Here is an 18,505-nt window from a genome sequence, read left to right as displayed (position 1 = left end):
AGATTCTGCTGTTATTTTTACAAATAGCTATTCAATCTTGATAACGTTTTGCATTTTAATACTAAAAAAGATTTACTAGAGTAAAAATCCCGCATTGTTTAGCAATTTTTATATTGTTTTCTTACTATGCGCCAATCAGCTTATTCTACATTTAAAAATGAATAATAGTTTTCATTTTTATTCTGTATAAAATATTCTGTATTTGATTCTAATAACCAAATTGCTTTACTATTGTCAAAGTTCTCACCAATAACCTCAATTTGAGCCATTTTATAATTCTTCAAACTATTTTTAAGATTTCTCTTTATTTCAATATCACTGCCGTTATTTTTATTTTTGACAATTAAATCAATATCAACATTAAGCATCGTTCTTAATGCCTTTACTTTATCTTTTCTAAAATCATTAAATTTCAGAGACTGGATTTCATCAGGCAATAAATCCACATTTAAAATAAAAACCGCCTTTTCCATCTTATTTTTATTTTCAATTTTAAAAAATGATGTGTAAATTTTCAATAAACTTGGATAACTATTCATCTCTATGAAACCAACTAGTATTTTTTTGTTTTTATCTACTAACTTTGAAAAAGGTTTTACTTTAATTTTCAATTCACTTAACCTTTCTTTAGCTGCTGAATCATCTTTGATATAGAACATTAATTCTGACGATTTAACCGCCGAATTTAGATTTAAATGAAATCTTAATTTTGAAAACCAACATACATTTAAAAGATTATCTTCTACATCATATTGCGAATTATACTCAAAACCAATCTTCTTTATATTTGTTGGACTTAAATTGTTATTAAAAATAGTATTAGCGTCCTCATTTTTGATTACTAACGGATTATGATTATCACCACCTTCCCTTAAAGATAAAAAAGCAGATAGTAATTCTTGGTCATCAACCTTAATAAATTTAAAATCAACTTTTTGTGAATTTTCAAAATCACTTGAAGTTAATTCTAATGCTAGTTTTTCTATTTTGAATAACTCTTTATCAATAGATTTTACAAAATATAAGTACCCCATCTTTTCATCGAAAAGTGATTTAAAAAATGAAATCCAATAATTTAAATTATCTTGACGAATAAATTTAATTTCAGTATTCAGTTTATCTAAAAAATCAGATTCAGCTTGAAAAGACTCAGAATATACTGCAGCAAAATAGTATCCTAATATAAAATCTATCTCATCATTTAGAGCTTCAGGGATTTGACTTAATAGTTGATTGGTGTGTTTTAAATCATCAAATTGTAAAAATCCTCTAAACCACTTCTTAATTAATTCAACTTCTTCGGCATTACTATTACCAAGTTGGTTAACATAATTATCAATGCTAAATTTGCCCCACCAAGTTATTCTAAAAAAAGTATCCGTTACAAATTTATCAACCTTGACCGTTAAAAGAGGAAATTTTGTCTCATTGGTCAATTGCAATAGCATTTTTTTTCGAAAGTCTGAAAGCGATGTAAATTCATTTAGAATTTTTTCTCCTGTGTTAACAAGTTCTAAATTTGCTATTTTAGAGTAACCGAGGTTGCAAATACCTGTTAACCCATTTCTAAGTCGTAAATATTTCTGTGGATTATAATCCGTATTTCTTTCATTAAATACTTCCTTACTGTCACTAGTATCTCTTATTTTTCGGGAATTTAATTTAAGTAATCCCATAGGAACTCTGTAATGATTTATAAAGAGGTTTAGTTCTTTATCAGGAATTTCAAATGATTGCACAGCTGAAAAAAGAACAATGTTATTAGACTCAAAATCTAATAATTTATCTTCTTCGATCGTAATGTTAACACTAAGTAACCCTTGTGCTCTTTTGACATCTAGTCGATTTTTTGACAAGATAAGACATCGGCTGAAAATTAAATTTTCTGCTTCCTTCAGTGATATATAAATTTCTTTCGTTTTCATTTTCTATTTTTAAAATATATCGTCAATTGATATTTCCAATTTATTTACTTCTTTTTCTACTACTAAGTCTTTCAATTCTTTAACTGTATCTTTTGTTCGAATAATATAAAGATTTGAATTGGTGCGGGTGATGCTGACATAGATTACATCTTTTAACTTACCCTCATTGCTAAGTCTTGACATGACCATACTATCATTATCAAATCCAAATAAAATTACGTGTTCAAACTCTAATCCCTTTGCACTAAAACTAGAAATCAACAAAGGTGTTGTAGAATTAAAATCATGTGTTCTTAAATCTGAATTAGCGATATAAAAGTCGTGATCAACATTTGCATTATTTAAATATTGAGCGAGTGCTTTTAATTTTTCATTATCAGGACTTATTACTCCAATTCTTTTTCTGTAAACCTTAATTTCTTTCAAGATTTCAGCAATTTTACCGAATTCGGATCCAGGTGCAGTAATATCGAAAAGTTGTGGTTGTGTTTGAGAATCCTTGGACACTTTAGCCACTAAGTCTTCGTTGTTTTTAGAAAATAACTTTGCTAGTTTTGCTATGTTTTTATGAAATCTAAAAATAACGGATAAACTCTCGAAAACACCATAGCTTTTTATACTATCTCTTGTTAAAGCTGTTTTATAGACTCCTTGATTGAAATCTCCTAATGTAAGAACCCTTTTTGACATTCGCTTGATTAATTCCCATTCTTCAGGCATTAGATCTTGAATTTCATCTACGATGGTCACATCAAATTCTTTATTAATGGATACATTATTTAAACCAGTTAGTAGGAAATTATATTTTACGCTATAACTAGCCTTATAGTCAGGTGGTGTGATACCAAATTCCTTCGCTTTGTCCCAAAAGAACTTATCCTTTGTAACTATCGTTATATTATCCTGAACACCAAGTTCTCTAAGTGCAGATGATAAATAACCGAACAAACTGTGATTATACATCATTAAAAGTGGCTTAACATTAGATTCTTTTACAATATCCCTAAGAGTGTAAAGGCTAATCAATGTTTTACCTGAACCTGGTGGTCCTTCGACGAAGAGGTTTCCTGATTCTCGAGAAACTCTTCGAATAACTCCTTTTTGTTCTTCTGAAAGTTGTGTATAAGGTATTAGCATAGTTTAAAATGGTAAGTTGTTAGTATCTAAATATTTTGATTGGTCATTTATGTTTTTTGTGGATTTTGGATTAACGTATGCGTAAGGCTCATTAGCAATTTTAAAAACAGTCGCCAGTAAATTTTCTTTACTAAATTGTGAAAATTCCATCGGATTTTCTTTATAATCATTTACCATTTTTTTTGCCTCCGTTGATACATCTTGACCCAACTTATTTTTTAAAGAAATTATTCTTATTAAAATACCTTTCTCATTTTTAATTTGTTGATCTAGTCCTTCTAAGTAGTTTAATGCAGCCATATCGCCTTCTGCTTCCCCTAAAGAGATAGAATAGTTAAAATGTAAATAAGCTGCAGTTGGATTTATTTCTATTGCCTTAGTTAATGCTCTCATAGCTGCCTGACGCCTACCTAACTTCCCATTACTGATATAAACCATATTCCAAACTCCTTCATCCTGATCGTCGAATCGTTTAATATATTCTTCTGCAGTTTCTAGCGCACCTTGATAATTCTTTACATTGTAATGCTTCCAAATTAATTGTCTTAAAAGCTCTTTTTCCTTTCTAATATTTTTAGAAAGCTTAGCTGCGTTTAGTTCTTTTTTAGTAGTATTAACTTCGATCTCTTCTTCTGTTTGTTTTCCTGTTCCATAAGGATTTTCAAATTCAGCGTTACCTACTAAATCGTTATTAACAAACACTTTCATTTTGAACACTTTATCAATTGTAATTTCAGCCTGAATTTTAACAACAGAATCAAAGTCGTAAAATGAATTTAAGGTAGATCTAATTTCACCAATAGGAAAATCAGCACCATTTATACAAACAGGTATAACCACCTCAGAATTCATACTAGACTGCAACCTAAAATCTGGTATTGCCACATTTTGAGGTAACGAAACTCCACGTTCTAATATTGGGAAAAACCTATTACCTTTAAGAACTATACCAATAGTATCACTAGTAATTGGACTAATAAGTGAAATATTATGCACATTTAAAAAATAGGAATAAACCGCAGCTCCTTCCGCAACTAATTTATCAGGTTCATGAGAAGTAAGTGCTACCGATCTAGATAATTTCTCTGAGCAAAAGGAATGTAAAAAGGGATTAAAACTACTTCCTCCAACAAAAAGCACATAATTTATTTCATCAAGACCTAGTTCTGCCTTTTCAATAATATCATTGATTGAACTACTAATTGTTGATATTGTTTTATCTACATATTTAAATTTATAGTTTTTTCCTCTAAATAATTTAGAGAATAGGTCTTTAAACTCATCTGCGGAAATCGTAATACTCCCCATGTCGTATACGACTCCTTTAAATTTAACCTGACAATCCGTATGTGTATATGAAATTGAACTAATATCAATATTCTTTACATCTTGATCTACAGCTTTTAGACTCAATCTATTTGAAATACCAACCTTTAAACCTTCGCCAATCAATGCAAGTTGCGGTATTATGATATCTTTAATATCTGAAATATCAGCCACATCAAATTCATCATATAATTTTTTAAATAGTGGAACTAGAAATTCTTCGGCAATTAATGTATCAATATCTTGACCACCTAAATCATTGTACCTTGAAATTGCACGATTGCTGATCGTTATTCCCTTATCTCTTCTAAAATCAACATTCAAGATAGATAAATCTAAAGTTCCTCCTCCAAAGTCAATTATTAGTACATTTTTATTTTTTACATCCTGAGCCCAAATCGTTTTTTCAGCATCTGATAATCTATTGAAATATCCTAAAAATGCTGCATTGGGTTCATCAATCAGCATGTTATCCGAAGTATCGATTTTAGCCATTTCCGCAGCTTTTAAGACATCTTTTCTTTGATTGGCTTGGAAGGATGCTGGAACAGTAATAATGGTGTTAGGCAGTGAATTATCTTGAAAACGAGATTTGCGAATGTAATTTAAAATACCACCAGCAATTTTATACGGCATGTTTAGCTTTTCACTAACTGCATTTGGATACATCGGTTGATGGTCGATACCTAATTCTAATTTCCAATGATAAAAGATATTCTTTTTGTACTCAAATTCAGGATGCCCCTTTAGGTGGTATAAATTACTTCCAACATATGGTTTGCCGTTATGTATACCTACAATAGAAGCTACTTTTTCATCTTCAATAGTTTGATTGAATTCAAAAGGACTAGTTTGCTGGACTTTTACAAACTGAATAGGAATCATTGTATTGTTATGTAAATCTACATTTGCAGAATCTACCACACACATTAGTGTGGTTGTAGTTCCTAAATCAATACCAAAACATTTTTTATCAGTCGATAAATTTTGACCATTTTGAAAACCAACTCCCATAGGGTATATTACTAGCTTACTCATATATTTTTATTTTACACTGTTTTTATTTTGTCTATTAAATTAAAACTTTAGATTTCTCTATACCTTTACCGTCCTTACTTTTTCAACAAAGTTGACATTAAAGTATTACAATTCAATCGCTTCCATATATAAGTAATGATTTAAAACAGCTAGATTCTCCATGCCAGTTTCTTCACATATTTCAATCAGGAACTTATTTGTCGCTTTATACTTTTCTCCCTTCGATATTCGTTTAGGAAATTCGATACCATATCGATTTAACGCAGTGTCAATCTAATTATTCTTAACAAAATACATTTTGGGGTCATGAGCTGTAAGTATTTTAGATATTAATGCTTCCCCAACACCTCTTATTTTTAGATCGCCTTTTAAAGCTCTATCGATACGAACAGCAACGTCAACACTATCATCTATCAAAAAAAGAAGTAAGCTCTTAATACGGTTAATTTCAGCCTTAATAGTAGGTTTAGGTATTGCTATTAAGTGTCCAAGTTCCCAAATTTGAAAAAAAGCATCAACATCAATTTTTTTAAAATTTGGATAATCAATAGTGTTTTTAATATCGATAATATTTTGCTTTCGAATTCTTTTAGTTTGAGCGTAATCGCTACCTGCTTTACATTTTTTTAAGGTAGTAATCAACGCTTTTCTAAACTTCACCGTTACTTCATACTCTACTTCCAGTTTTTCCTTTAAATTTTTAACTATTTTCTCTTCTACCTTTTCTCGATCTAACCTTAATTGATAACTTTCACGGTATACTTTTATAAAAGATGTTGTAAGCGTAGCTGATTTACTTTCAATAGCATTAAACCAACTTATTAGTTCCAAACATTCTGACTGACTTGTTATGATATTTGACAACTCAATATTTGCGAATAACCCACTTCTAGTGCAATTAGCTGAACCAACAAATGCAGTATAGTTATCCTTTGATTTTGTGATATAGGCTTTAGGGTGGTAAAACTCTTGGTTATAAAACATTTTCACCGTAACATCCTCCAAAAGCTGTTGCTTACATAAGACATCCAAAGCTATTGGATCTGTAGGCAAGTCGATTCCCAAAATATAATGCTGCTTTGCTTTACTTGGAAGGTTTTCTTGAATGAATTCCAGTCCTTTATTCGTTAACAAGGCAACAGCAATCCAAATCTCGTCCGCAGATTTCAATTTAGATTTTAGTTCTTTTTGTAAATTTTGGGTTATCGTTTTCATTTATCTTATCGTTGCTACATCAATCCAATCAAACCCGCTCACTTTTTTCTTAGTCACTTTATCATTCAATCCTTTTACTTCCTTTATTGCTTTACCAAACTTGTTGTAATTCACTAAAACACCATCATCTAAGTCAATTGCGATACGTTCGGTTGCCAAAGGATACAAAATGTCTCTTTCGTATTCTTTGAGTTCTATTAGCACTAGTTTTAGTTTATCTTTCTCTTTAATCGCTTTAGTTTGTTCTATGGATGTACCTGACACAGTTAAGTGATCTAAATGTTCCATATAGGTATTTAGCTTTTCTCTATACTGGATTAAATAACCATTCAGGATATTGTTTAGAGTATCTGGTGTATAACGATGCATGTAGACTAATATATTGAAAGCTCCTTTTGGTGAAGAGAACATCCAGTAAATAGGTCTTTTCTTGTAACGCTTAATGTGATCATTGTAAAAATCTTTTACAAAATATTTACGGATGTCTTTACCCAGACATTCCTCTACAAATGCTAAGTTTTTATCAAAGTTAGCAGTACCAAAACTCGCTTTCAAGAACACATAAAAACGACCTGTAATATCATCCTCAAACCATCCATCATCAAAAACAGGAATGATATTATCCTCATCTGGTGTGAAACTTAATTTGTCTTTTGATAAGTCTACTTTATGTAAATAATCTTCGAGTGTTTCACCTTGATTAGCCAAGATCAAACCTTCTTTATCCAACGAATAACGTCCAAACATACACCCCACGGCATAACTCATAAACTGAGCAAATACTTCTTTGGCATCAAATACTAATTGGTTGTTGACAATGCTAATTTCTTCTTTTAGAATCGTAATATCTTTTAAAGCAACATCAGGTCTTAGTTCTTCTTGCAAACCATAGATTTCAATAAACTGACGATTAAGTTCTTCTTCGTTTTTATGTAGTTGAAAAAATTTGTTTTTCCAGTAATGTTGGTATAAATCGAAAGTTTCTTCCATGTCTTGAGATTTATGAGTGATGAGTTCATTCTGATTGTAACTCCAAGATTCTTCTCTCGAATTCCATTCCTGCTTACTAATTTGTAGTGAATTTTCTACATGAATATTGATGTTTTGTCGTTCTAATTTAGGAATAGGTAAAACTCTTGCGTTTCCAGGAGTGAAATGAAGTGTTGGATTTATTAATTTGGACAATGTATTAATAAAAGATGTGTTTAATAGTCCAAGTAAAAAATACTCGTTTATTTTATCTTTTAAAAAAGCAACTGGATTTACAGAATCGAAGATAGAACCTTCATCATGTAAACGAGCACTAACTTTACCAGAAGTTAAATCACTCCATCCTATTCCTTGACGGAAATAAAAATTTTCATTCACAATTCTACCACCTACTTGTTTTTTTGGGTCATTAGCTATACAATCTCTGACATCTTTCCCATCATTTCCCCAATTTAAAAAGAACTCCTTATTACCAAACCATTTTCTGCACAATCCACCTTTATTATATGGGAACCATTTTTTATTTGAATTCTTTGCCTCTTCACCGTTTGAATAATTTAAACCCGCTTTAATAAATTCAATTTCATACCATCTTCGCAAAAATTGCTCATTGTCTGTCGTAGACATTCCCGATTTGGTTTCAGCTAATGATTCTATTGTGTCATTTACTTCAAATAATTTTAATATTTTTGTACTCAACCAATATCCAAGTGGACTTCCAGTTATTTTTCTAAAGTCTTTTTGGTTAGCATTAAAAAACCAACCACAATTTATATCTTTTATAGCCTCGAGAGTCTTGGGAGCTTGTTTATGAGAACCTCTAAAATCACTTAAGCGAATGTAACTTCCTTTAGCATCGTTGATACTTTTACTTCTTAAGGTGAATGTACAAATAGGAACAGTTGCCCCATCAAACCCAGAATATTCCAACTGGATAAGGTTATTGATAAAATGTTTATCAATGATAATTTCTCTTAGCTTTTCATAACTCGAAATGAACATCCAAACAAAAGGTGTCATATAACCAGTTAAGCCATCCTCATTACATAATTCTAAACAACGCAAAATAAACGTTGCAAATAAATCTGATTTAGTTTCTGGATAGGTTGCTTCTACATATTGTTTCAAGCTTCCTTCCATTCTTGAAGAATTTATATATGGTGGGTTTGTAACTACTACATCGAAACGTTGCCCTAACAATTGATATAATTTCTTAACTTCTTCTTGCCTTTCACCAAAAAGCGAGTTTTCTTCAACAACTAAATTTTTCAAATCTTGCGCATCCACTCTAATTAAAGACCCTAAAGCGGTTGCGTTTTTAAATTTTTCATCAAATTCGAAATCTTGGTAATACGAAATATTCGGTTGAATGTTTTTGGTTTCAACTGCACGAAGGAAACGTCTATTTTTTTGTCTTCCTTTCATCAATAAAACAAAAGAGGCTAGTTGAGAAGCTCGTTGGTCAATATCAACACCAAAAAGGTTATTGGTAATAATTAATTCTGGTATTTCTGTCGGGTTGTACCCTTGTTCCTCGTATATTTTATAGAAGACATCAAATGCATAAGCAAGAATATGTCCTGAACCCATACACGGCTCAAAAAACTTAATTTCTTCAATACTTTTGGCTTGTCTTTTTTGAACTTGCTCTAAATAAGCTGGTTTAATGTAAAATTCTAGTTCCGCAGTAACTTTTGTAGCAGGGTTTATTTCAGACCACACTTGCCCAAGTGTATTATCTACCATGTACTGCACAATCCATTTTGGGGTAAACAATTGTGAAGCTGGGGCTAAATCTTCTTTTTTATAAACCTTTTTAGAACTGATTAGTTCTTCGTTTTTTTCAGAAATATAAAACTGATACAACCAACCGATGATTTCTACTTCAGCACAATCTTCAATGGTCATTCCATCACGAATGTCCTGAACAATCGAAAGCTCTGAAGTTAAATCATCTGGTAGTAAAAGTTCCGTATAATCATTGATACGTTCAAATAAAAACGGAAAGACTTTATTCAAATGATTACACGCCCCAATCAATAAATCCTTATATGCTTCGTTTTGAGCATTACTACTTGGTATTTTGCCATCTAGTAAATCAAATATGCGCTGTTTGTTTACCGATAATTCTTCTGGGATAGTTCCTTGTTTGGCTTCATCCAGCAATTCAGGTAATGTATATCCGTCTTTTGGGGTTACTACACGAATACCAATAGGTTGATAGTCATTCGCATCCATAAAACGCAAAGCCATAAAGCGGTTGAACCATGTATAAGTTACCTTATCAATGATTTGTTCCTTAGATGATTTAGTGATTGCTTCCCGCAATTTAGTAAGCTGTGTGCTTTTCTCACGAAGCTCTGGTGTGTCGGTATTTAATACATATTCTAACTTGGCTGTCACTTGCTCTAATAGCTTAATACGAGCTTGCTGAGCGAACTTTTTTAGTGCGTTGGTATTCATTATAAGGATATTCTTCTGGATTCGTTAATTTGCTCTAAAAGCGCTTTTTTTAGTACTTCTACATAATCATTTACATCTTCTTCCGTTCGTAGTTCTGTTTTAGAGAAAGGAACTTTAATAGATGTTCTTCTAATATAATGTGGTGTTGGTTCATTTACTACTTCCCCACCATCACCACCTTCAACAACTATTACAGGTGCAGCTAAACGCATCATCTCATTCAGTTGCTTTGGTAATAAACTGTCTAAAGTTTTAGACTTCACATCTCGTATTACCGCTATATAACGTTGGGTTTGTAGTTTTGTAATTTCTTCCTGAAATGGTAGCACGATCTTGTTTTGATGAGAAGATTCGAGTGCATTATATTCCTCTTTACTTTTAATATCAGCAATAGCATGTTCAATAGCTGTAATGGCTTTCTTTTTTTCTTCCTCAATTCGAGCTAACACTTTTTGTGTTAATTCATCTTGTGCCGCTTTTGCATCTTTAATCTGGCTACCTTGATACGGTTTAGGGTTCGCCAACAATGCTTTCAAGATTGCAAATTCTTCCCCTTCAATATAATCAATATTAGAAACATCACCATTTACAAACGAACGGATTCCTTCATAAATTTTGACCTGATCGCCATTCATAAAGCGTTTTATTGGGTCTATTACATCTTCTTTAGTGTCTAATAAAGTATCTTCAAAATCTTTTAAGTTGGTTAAGAAATAAGCATATTCTTTAGTACTTAATCGCTCCAAAGTAGTACTGAACTCTTCTATATTTTTTAGAAATGGGAATTGGCTTTTACGAACTAATAATTGTTTGACTTCATCATGTAATTGTTTGATCTTTTGTTTAAAAGCAGTAGCTACTTCCTTAGCATCATTATAGGAACAACTTTCATCAAAGGCTTCGGCATACGCTTGTTTTAAATCCTTAACCAGCTTAGGATCTATAACCGTTTGTGGCTCTAGTAAAGTATTTCCATGGTTAGATGAGTTAAGTAATGCATTGATTACACTATCATTTTCCAATGTATTACTACCATCTTTAAACTCTATCTTCCCTCGCTTGTATAGCTTAGCCACGATGGTCCAAATAGCATTGGGATACCAACCGTAAGGTCTTTTAGAAAAATGCGTTTTAACGTCATTTAAAGAGGTTCTATCAGATTGTTTTTTTCTGCGATTAATAAGATTTAATACCTCAGATTCTGCCTCAGATATTGTTTCGTCGTCCGTACCAAATAAATCATCCTGCGGTGTTTTAACAGTTATTTTTACCGTATCCTCACTATATTGCATAGCACCAATCATTCGTAAACTGGAATAAACAGATTTAATCAAATTTTGAAATCCGTTGATAACATGAGTCTTACCATCGGTAGTTTGACTCATTTCTTGTTTAGCTCCATTCAAGAAAATAGTAGCCGAGGATAAACCTTTGTTAGCTAATAAAATCAGATTCCTTCTTCTTTCGACATTCAGTTGGCTTTTCTCTTGAAGAATTCGTTTTACTTCTACTCTGTTTGAGGTAGATTGGTTTTGTTTAACATACCTGTCGGTTCTCAAATACATCCGTAAATCCCTCATAAACAAGGCATCAGATGGCAATACCAATTTCATACTTGAACTACCCATCGTTTGAGATTGAATGAACAATTCGTTACCATGATCAGGATAGTTTTCAGTAATAATCTCAATTTCTAGTTCTTTTTCTTTTCCAAGGGTAATTCCATCAATTTTACTCACAAAATCGTAATCTTGCTTGTTATCAAGATTTTTAATTTTGTTATCTCTTATAATTTCATCAAAAAGCAGGTCTTTTAGTAATTGTGTTATGATCTGATCATCAATATCTGTGGCTTTAATTTCTTGCTCGACATCTTTTTCATCATCTGTGAGGAATTCATAGACTTCGCCATTTCGTTGTACATAGCTTTGAAGTTCCAAAAGATTTAATGCTTCATCAATGTTTTGGTCATGAACTTTTAGATCGACATTTACGTCCTCAATCATCAACACCGAAATATTTCTTTTAGTAGTTTTGAAATTTCCGTAGTATTTCACTAAAAATAAGGTCTTTAAAACCTTTTTGGCAAAATCATTGTCTAAATTTCTTTCTGCAAGGATGATCGAGCTTTGTATTTCACCACGTAATTCATTGCGAATACCATCAAACATCATATCAAAACTGACAATAGCACTATCACTTTTCTGTTCAATGTTTTGAATCACCTGTTGGAAAACCCCTAACATTGATCGTTCCCCTACGGAAGCATGTTTACCTTGGAAAGCATTGTGCGTAGAAAGTGCTCTACGGCATTGTTGAAATAGGTCAAATTGGTATGGTGCGAATGGATACTTATTAGCAAAATCGGTTTCACTTTTATACCCTTTGAACTGGACACCAGCATCAGAAAAACTTAGTAATGTTTCAAGATGTGCCTTGTCTTTTTTATAGGTCGCGACTAATTCTTTTTGTGCATTGTCGTCTTTCTTTAATAAACGTTTCTCGATTACTTCGTCAACATTAGCAGAAGTAAGTGGAATTTTAATACTGAATCGAGCCTGAATTCTAGAAAAGTCATTTTGTTGACTTTTGTTCATATCACCTACAACCTTTTCCATATCTTCCTGAGATGTTACTAATATCCACGAATGACCTTTGGTTCTTGTGGCTAATGTTTCGGCAACAGTTTGCAAGTTTAGCATTAACTTGGTGTTGTCACTAATATACTGCCCTACTTCATCTACAAAGAAATTCAATCGAAAGCCAGCAGGTTTCATTTTAATATATTCCTGAACCTTTTCACAGAAATCTTCAATAGATTGCTTTTGTCTGTCTTCGATATCGTCAAGAATAGTATCATATTTAGAAGCATCTGTGTTATTCATTTCACCTAATACTGATGCAACATCGTCTGTTACCATCGGGTCAAAATAATCACTACGAGCTTCTTCCCAACTTAGTCTATTTTTTGACTTGATTTTGGTTTTGAATTCTTCGTACTTATCTTGTTTATCCAACCACATTTCAAACTCTGCAACGTGTGGTTGAAAACCATAATACCCTAAGTGATCAAAAAACACCTTGTAAAATACCGATAAAATAGCATTTTCATCCGCTTTACTAGTAATCTGTGCTTGTTGGTCAATGTTAAATAAAATCGATTCAGATGGGATTCTGGTAGTCGACATTACATCACCTTTAAGCATCTCATCATCCTCTATTTTTTCAGCAAACAATTCACCACTCTTATAGCCATCGAACTCTTTGTTTTCAATAACGTAAGATAGAATCTTTAGTAAATGCGATTTACCCGAACCAAAGAAACCAGAGATCCATACACCATTTGCAATACCATTGTTGTTGTAGGCATGGAAGAAATCTCTAATTTTTTTTGAAATTTCTTTAGTTACTACGTATTCTGCAACTTCGTCTGAGATGTGTTCACGATCATCTGCCTTGATTACTGTCTCAATAGGTCTATTTATATCCTTTAAAAATAAATCTTTAATTATCATGTTTTTGCTTCTATTTTGTCAATATTAAATGCTCTATAGTAATTATCATCTTTGAGTAAGCCAAATAAGTTCAAAGTGTGACCGTTGTAATCACCTGGAAAAAATGTAACTGTAGGTGCTTCTTTTGCAATATTCTGTAAATTATTCAAAACGTTGTGTGAACGAATATAAGGAAATACCCTGCCAATTCCCGTTAGGAAGTAAACTTTTGCATTCCCATTTTCAATCTTCTCTCTAATTTTAGGCATCAAAACATCATGTATATTCAATGTTGATTGAAGTGCCCTTAAAAACTTTTCCTTAGATTTAGCTTTTTCTACTTTAAACATTCGTTCCATACCCCCTTTATCTTCCAATATTTCACAAACAATATCATATAGGTTGATTTCTAAAACGCTAACAGCTGATGACTCTAGTTTAGTAATCAATAGCTTAATATTTTCTTCAACAGTTAATTCTTGCTTAGCATTATAAGCCGAAATAAAGAAAGGTATTTCCCCACCCAAAGCTTCTTTTTTCAAAAATCGTTGTGACGATATTACCTTATATAAATGGTTAAATTTCACCGTAATGTCTTCCATACTTATTTTCTAATAGTTGTAATATCCATATCGCTCATAAATAAAATCTTAAACCACTTTGTATTATCTGTCGCAAAAGCATCTATAACCTTTCTATCAATAATTTGAGGTTGAATTACCTTATTTTTAATGGAATTAATTATTCCAGCTTGTTCTAAAATCTTAAAAGTCACCTGTTTTATTTTATTCTCTGTCAATTGTGTCAACATATCCATCTCTGGATGTAGGTCCAATTTCCTTCGGTAAAAAGAGATGTAATCGCCCTCAGTTATTTGATAATCAAAAACTAGTATCTTCTCTCGCAACACCTCTACAACAAAATCCCTAATAAACAAATAGGTTTTACATACTGATAGAAAGGCTATCTGTTTTTGTGATAAAAAATCACCATTAATCAGAATTTCTACTTGATTACTAGTAAGGTTAGATATTCTTCTATTAAACTCTGAAAGCAGCCTTTTTCCAGTAGCAGCCTTGCCACCACCTAATTCATTGATATAATCTATTTTTCTTTCCTCTACCAAAGCTTTCGCAACGACAATCATCTCATTCATTCTAAGTGATGATGCAGTAAAGGAAAATATATATTTTTCATTATCCATCATTCCTTAATTTGTCAGTTCTTTAGTAGGAATATCTAATAGCTTACTCATTTTTAGTAGATGTTTTTTACTTGGTATGCTTTTCTCTTTCACCCAATTACTTACTGTCACTTCACTTACACCTAATTTTAATGCTAGCCATTTTTGCTTGATCCCTTTCGATTTTATTAGCTCTTTCAACATCATCAGTTTAAAAAAAATTAAAGTTTGTCTTTCCTCAAATTTAATATTTAAACTGAATAAATTGCATATTGAATAAGAAAATATTCATGAATCTAAAAAAGAGGTAAATGATGTACTTATTTAGCTACTTAATAATCGGAAAAATAGTTAAATAGCTATTCCGATAATTTAAGAACTTGAAGCCAATCAGCAGCAGTAGAAAATAACTACCATTTTACCAAAGAAACATTTGTTTTAGGTCATTACCTATACCCACTTTTAGTGATATTACAATTTTTGACAATAGGTCTTAATGAGATTTTTTAGTGAATGTTAATAATTATAAATTATTTTGTTTTACGATTTTCCTCAATAGTTTAGTTTTTTTTCAACGATTATTCATCTACTCACGAGAATCTTAGAGATTTAAATCAGAAACAGCAGATTTCGTAGTGAATTTTTAAAATCGTTTTGTGGTAAGACATTCAATAAAAATAGAATTCTTTTAACTTTCAAGCTAATTAATATTTTTAAACTTTATTTATTAGAAAATGGAATCCTTTAATATAATAATAAGACATTACTACCCACTTCGCTTTGGGCTACGGTGGGTGAATTGTTCCATTTATTAATCTGATTTTTACTTTAAAACTTATTCATTTGTTAATACAATCATTGGATCACGTATTTATATAAAAATTAAATATCACTACCCAATTCGCTTGGTGCTGCGGTGGGTGAAGCGATAAATATTCATTTTAAAGCATTAAGAAATTATAAAACACAGTATATGTATCTATAAAAGATCTATTAGAGGTGATTTAATTATCATTATATGTTGCCTACTCCCTAAGTTAACATTGTTCAATTGTCTTAAATGATTATAACATATTAGCTCACTTAAAGTAGATTAAAGTAAATAGATTTACTTATCATTATATGTTGCCTACTTTCTCTCTAAATCCCTGCTGCCATTGAATAAGTAAAAATAAACTATAGAGATTCCTAATAAAGTGCCTAGCTATTAAAGTGAAGCCTAGGGAACCAATGTGTGGTGCAAACTTTCTTAAACAAAAACAAATCCTTTTAAATAGATGTGTAAAAACTTCTCAAAAAAATAAACAAAACACCTTAACATTTGTATAAACATTGATTCAAGCAAATAGACTAGTCACAATAGGTATGTTTAATTGCAATAAAAATATGAAACAATGAAAATATGAAAAAAGTAATAATTCCAACAAGCATAAACATTGCAATCGATGCCATTGATTTTGATAAAAAAAGATTTTACTGGCAAGCAAAATTATTAGTATCCGCAATTTATCGACAATTTTTACTAGATAAAGATAATGTAGATTTTCGTAATCCGAAGCCATTCCCAACTACATTTTTTGAGGCACTGTCTACTTCGAACGGTGACTTGCGACAAGTTAAGCGTGGTATAGAAGATGCTAAAATATTAATAACGAACGGAAGCTATTCTACAGGATCAAAAATTACAGCTGCGTTCTGCAAATCATATGTTTTAAGTGCCCATTTGATATATAATCACCCAGTTCATTTTACACAATTTGAAGGTATCACTAGAACAGATGATAGAGTGGCATTCACAGAAATTAAAAAAGACTTGAAAATGGTGACCGTAGACGATGCTGTATTCAATTATATACCAAAATTAGTTGAAAAAGAAATAGCTAAAATCAAAATAGGTACAAACATCACTAGGAATATGATTACAATCAAAATTAATGGTGACGAAATTAATAAGCATAGATCCTGTTGGTTAGCGGTTGCAAACCGAAAAAATGTGGGACTTATTGAGTGTAAAAACAATTTCTATTTAGAACCAGTATTAAGTTTTATGGCTAAGAAAAGAATAGAACTTGAGATGTGCTATACATTCAGCATTGAAAATATTAGATGTGAAAATTTTTATGCGTCAAGAAACTCAACCAATAATAGACTAGATCACAACCTTACTGGTCTGAAGAGGGAATTATTCAAATACATCTTGCTTGATGGCAAAAAAACTACTGAAATTGATATCAAGAACGCACAATTTGCCATACTGTCTAATATAAGCACTTTTAAACTCGATGATAATTTTATAGAAAATGCTCAGAACGGCACTTTATACGAATACATACAGATAGAAATGAAAATGAGTCGGGATGAAGCAAAACAATACATGATGATTGCCCTCTTTGGCGAGGTACGATCTCATCCCAAAAAACTCAAAACACTATTTCCAAAGACAATGAAGTCAATAAGTGATTATAAAAATGAAAATGGATATAAGAGTTTTTCAATTTTATTACAAAAGGCTGAAAGCAAATTAATGATAGATGGTGTTTATAATTTACTTTATAAAAATAAAATCCCAACTTTACCAATTCACGACAGTATGCGTGTAAAAGCATGTGATTATGATACAGCGAAACAAATTATGATTGATTTCTTTAATAGAAAGAATTTTAAATGCGAATTGAAATCGAAATAGAGCTAAATAAATTAGTGTCCTTTTAAAACCCTTATAACAACAATACTATATTAGAAAGAAAGAAAGAGTAGAAAACAATAATTCTCTACTCTTTATTTTTTGTAATTGAAATACATACTAATTAAAATAATTACCTTATTCCAATACTCAAGATTGACAAAAGCTACTGTTGTCCCTCTGCAACAACATCGAATTTATTTGATAACTGAAATTTGGTGTCGAAATCTTGTATATAAATCACTTCTTGCTCGTCTCTGCCGTTGAAATAAGCAATTAATGAGTTTTTAGAAACAGTTCGAACAACAATATTTGATTTAATTTTTAAATTTTTATTATAATCAAAAGCGAAAAAATCTGCAACGTTTTTGTCTAATGACCAGCTAAATCTAAAATTATTACTTTTTATTTCTTTTAAGCTACAGCCTCTGTAGATAGTCACTGTTTCTGGTAAATTTTCGAAAAAAATTCTTTCCTCTTCCGACATTATCTATTTTCTAGAAGGTCTCTCACTAAGAAAAAAAGATAATATATAGTCATACTCATTTACATGTATATAACCGCTCGTGAAGCTGAAACCAACAAATGTCCAGTAATCTTTATCAGACATCTCAAGTTGAAATATTTCTATTATTTTGAATATTTCTTTTCTACCTAAATAAGTCAAAAACAAATCCCACTCAATTATATTTTTATTTTCAATATTTTCCCTAATAAAAAAATATAAATGCTCGTCCATCAAAATTAGTGCAGATTTCGTATCAATTTGACCATTTAGATAGGGAACAGTCACCTTTTCCCAGATCGGATTTAAATTGAAATTAGCGAACGTAAGATTATACACTTGTTCAAAATATTCTGTTCCAAATAGTACCGTATTATTTAAAATTTCCCGAATTTTTGAATATTCTAGTAGTAATTTACAATCTATTTTCTCTATTTTTTTCATGTTATTCATAGTTTAGCCCCCGATAAGTTCGGAGTGTTATTTTAAATTTCAAACTTATATATTTGAAACATGAAATACAAGAAATGGACTTTAGATCAGAAG

General features: G+C 31.2%; 12 protein-coding genes. 1 reads left to right on the top strand and 11 read right to left on the bottom strand.

Features of this window, described 5'->3' with window-relative positions:
* Positions 1 to 140: 140 nt before the first annotated feature.
* The 9 genes from RCH18_RS14630 to RCH18_RS14590 all read right to left on the bottom strand — a co-directional run bounded on the left by RCH18_RS14630 (position 141) and on the right by RCH18_RS14590 (position 14,972).
* Complete coding sequence (locus RCH18_RS14630; RefSeq protein WP_326937513.1) at positions 141 to 1,925, bottom strand: hypothetical protein; 1,785 nt, start codon at positions 1,923 to 1,925, stop codon at positions 141 to 143.
* A gap of 9 nt (positions 1,926 to 1,934) precedes the next feature.
* A complete protein-coding gene (locus RCH18_RS14625) occupies positions 1,935 to 3,062 on the bottom strand; it encodes a 3'-5' exonuclease (RefSeq protein ID WP_326937512.1) in 1,128 nt (375 codons plus the stop codon).
* A gap of 3 nt (positions 3,063 to 3,065) precedes the next feature.
* Entirely contained in the window at positions 3,066 to 5,426 is a 2,361-nt protein-coding gene (locus tag RCH18_RS14620) for an Hsp70 family protein (protein ID WP_326937511.1), read from the bottom strand.
* A 273-nt stretch (positions 5,427 to 5,699) separates the two neighbouring features.
* Entirely contained in the window at positions 5,700 to 6,641 is a 942-nt protein-coding gene (locus tag RCH18_RS14615; protein WP_326937510.1) for a phospholipase D family protein, read from the bottom strand.
* A complete protein-coding gene (gene pglX, locus RCH18_RS14610) occupies positions 6,642 to 10,094 on the bottom strand; it encodes a BREX-1 system adenine-specific DNA-methyltransferase PglX (RefSeq protein ID WP_326937509.1) in 3,453 nt (1,150 codons plus the stop codon).
* Positions 10,094 to 13,609, bottom strand: a complete 3,516-nt coding sequence (brxC, locus tag RCH18_RS14605; protein ID WP_326937508.1) for a BREX system P-loop protein BrxC — start codon at positions 13,607 to 13,609, stop codon at positions 10,094 to 10,096. Before brxC ends, pglX begins: the two co-directional genes overlap by 1 nt.
* On the bottom strand, positions 13,606 to 14,190 hold the full coding sequence (locus RCH18_RS14600) for a DUF1788 domain-containing protein (protein WP_326937507.1): 585 nt from the start codon (positions 14,188 to 14,190) through the stop codon (positions 13,606 to 13,608). The genes brxC and RCH18_RS14600 overlap by 4 nt, the downstream gene beginning before the upstream one ends.
* Before the next feature lie 2 nt (positions 14,191 to 14,192).
* The gene (locus tag RCH18_RS14595; RefSeq protein ID WP_326937506.1) at positions 14,193 to 14,795 is read right to left on the bottom strand and encodes a DUF1819 family protein; all 603 of its coding nucleotides are present in this window, start codon (positions 14,793 to 14,795) and stop codon (positions 14,193 to 14,195) included.
* Positions 14,796 to 14,798: 3 nt separating this feature from the next.
* On the bottom strand, positions 14,799 to 14,972 hold the full coding sequence (locus RCH18_RS14590; RefSeq protein ID WP_326937505.1) for a helix-turn-helix transcriptional regulator: 174 nt from the start codon (positions 14,970 to 14,972) through the stop codon (positions 14,799 to 14,801).
* 1,201 nt (positions 14,973 to 16,173) lie between these two features.
* Between RCH18_RS14590 and RCH18_RS14585 the strand changes: the two genes are divergently transcribed.
* Entirely contained in the window at positions 16,174 to 17,457 is a 1,284-nt protein-coding gene (locus RCH18_RS14585) for a hypothetical protein (protein WP_326937504.1), read from the top strand.
* 163 nt (positions 17,458 to 17,620) lie between these two features.
* Here the strand turns inward: RCH18_RS14585 and RCH18_RS14580 are convergent, their stop codons facing one another.
* Together RCH18_RS14580 and RCH18_RS14575 are read right to left on the bottom strand one after the other, a co-directional pair.
* Entirely contained in the window at positions 17,621 to 17,941 is a 321-nt protein-coding gene (locus tag RCH18_RS14580) for a hypothetical protein (RefSeq protein WP_326937503.1), read from the bottom strand.
* A gap of 3 nt (positions 17,942 to 17,944) precedes the next feature.
* On the bottom strand, positions 17,945 to 18,403 hold the full coding sequence (locus RCH18_RS14575) for a hypothetical protein (RefSeq protein ID WP_326937502.1): 459 nt from the start codon (positions 18,401 to 18,403) through the stop codon (positions 17,945 to 17,947).
* Between the last annotated feature and the right edge of the window lie 102 nt (positions 18,404 to 18,505).

Origin of the sequence: Flavobacterium sp. PL11 (assembly GCF_035985025.1) — a bacterium.
In the GTDB taxonomy this organism is placed as follows: Bacteria; Bacteroidota; Bacteroidia; order Flavobacteriales; family Flavobacteriaceae; genus Flavobacterium.
This window is presented reverse-complemented; position numbering and strand designations above follow the sequence as displayed.

Coding starts and splice junctions, on each gene's coding strand:
- RCH18_RS14630 (WP_326937513.1), bottom strand. CDS start 1,925: ATGAAAACGAAAGAAATTTATATATCACTGAAGGAAGCAGAAAATTTA.
- RCH18_RS14625 (WP_326937512.1), bottom strand. CDS start 3,062: ATGCTAATACCTTATACACAACTTTCAGAAGAACAAAAAGGAGTTATT.
- RCH18_RS14620 (WP_326937511.1), bottom strand. CDS start 5,426: ATGAGTAAGCTAGTAATATACCCTATGGGAGTTGGTTTTCAAAATGGT.
- RCH18_RS14615 (WP_326937510.1), bottom strand. CDS start 6,641: ATGAAAACGATAACCCAAAATTTACAAAAAGAACTAAAATCTAAATTG.
- pglX (WP_326937509.1), bottom strand. CDS start 10,094: ATGAATACCAACGCACTAAAAAAGTTCGCTCAGCAAGCTCGTATTAAG.
- brxC (WP_326937508.1), bottom strand. CDS start 13,609: ATGATAATTAAAGATTTATTTTTAAAGGATATAAATAGACCTATTGAG.
- RCH18_RS14600 (WP_326937507.1), bottom strand. CDS start 14,190: ATGGAAGACATTACGGTGAAATTTAACCATTTATATAAGGTAATATCG.
- RCH18_RS14595 (WP_326937506.1), bottom strand. CDS start 14,795: ATGATGGATAATGAAAAATATATATTTTCCTTTACTGCATCATCACTT.
- RCH18_RS14585 (WP_326937504.1), top strand. CDS start 16,174: ATGAAAAAAGTAATAATTCCAACAAGCATAAACATTGCAATCGATGCC.
- RCH18_RS14580 (WP_326937503.1), bottom strand. CDS start 17,941: ATGTCGGAAGAGGAAAGAATTTTTTTCGAAAATTTACCAGAAACAGTG.
- RCH18_RS14575 (WP_326937502.1), bottom strand. CDS start 18,403: ATGAAAAAAATAGAGAAAATAGATTGTAAATTACTACTAGAATATTCA.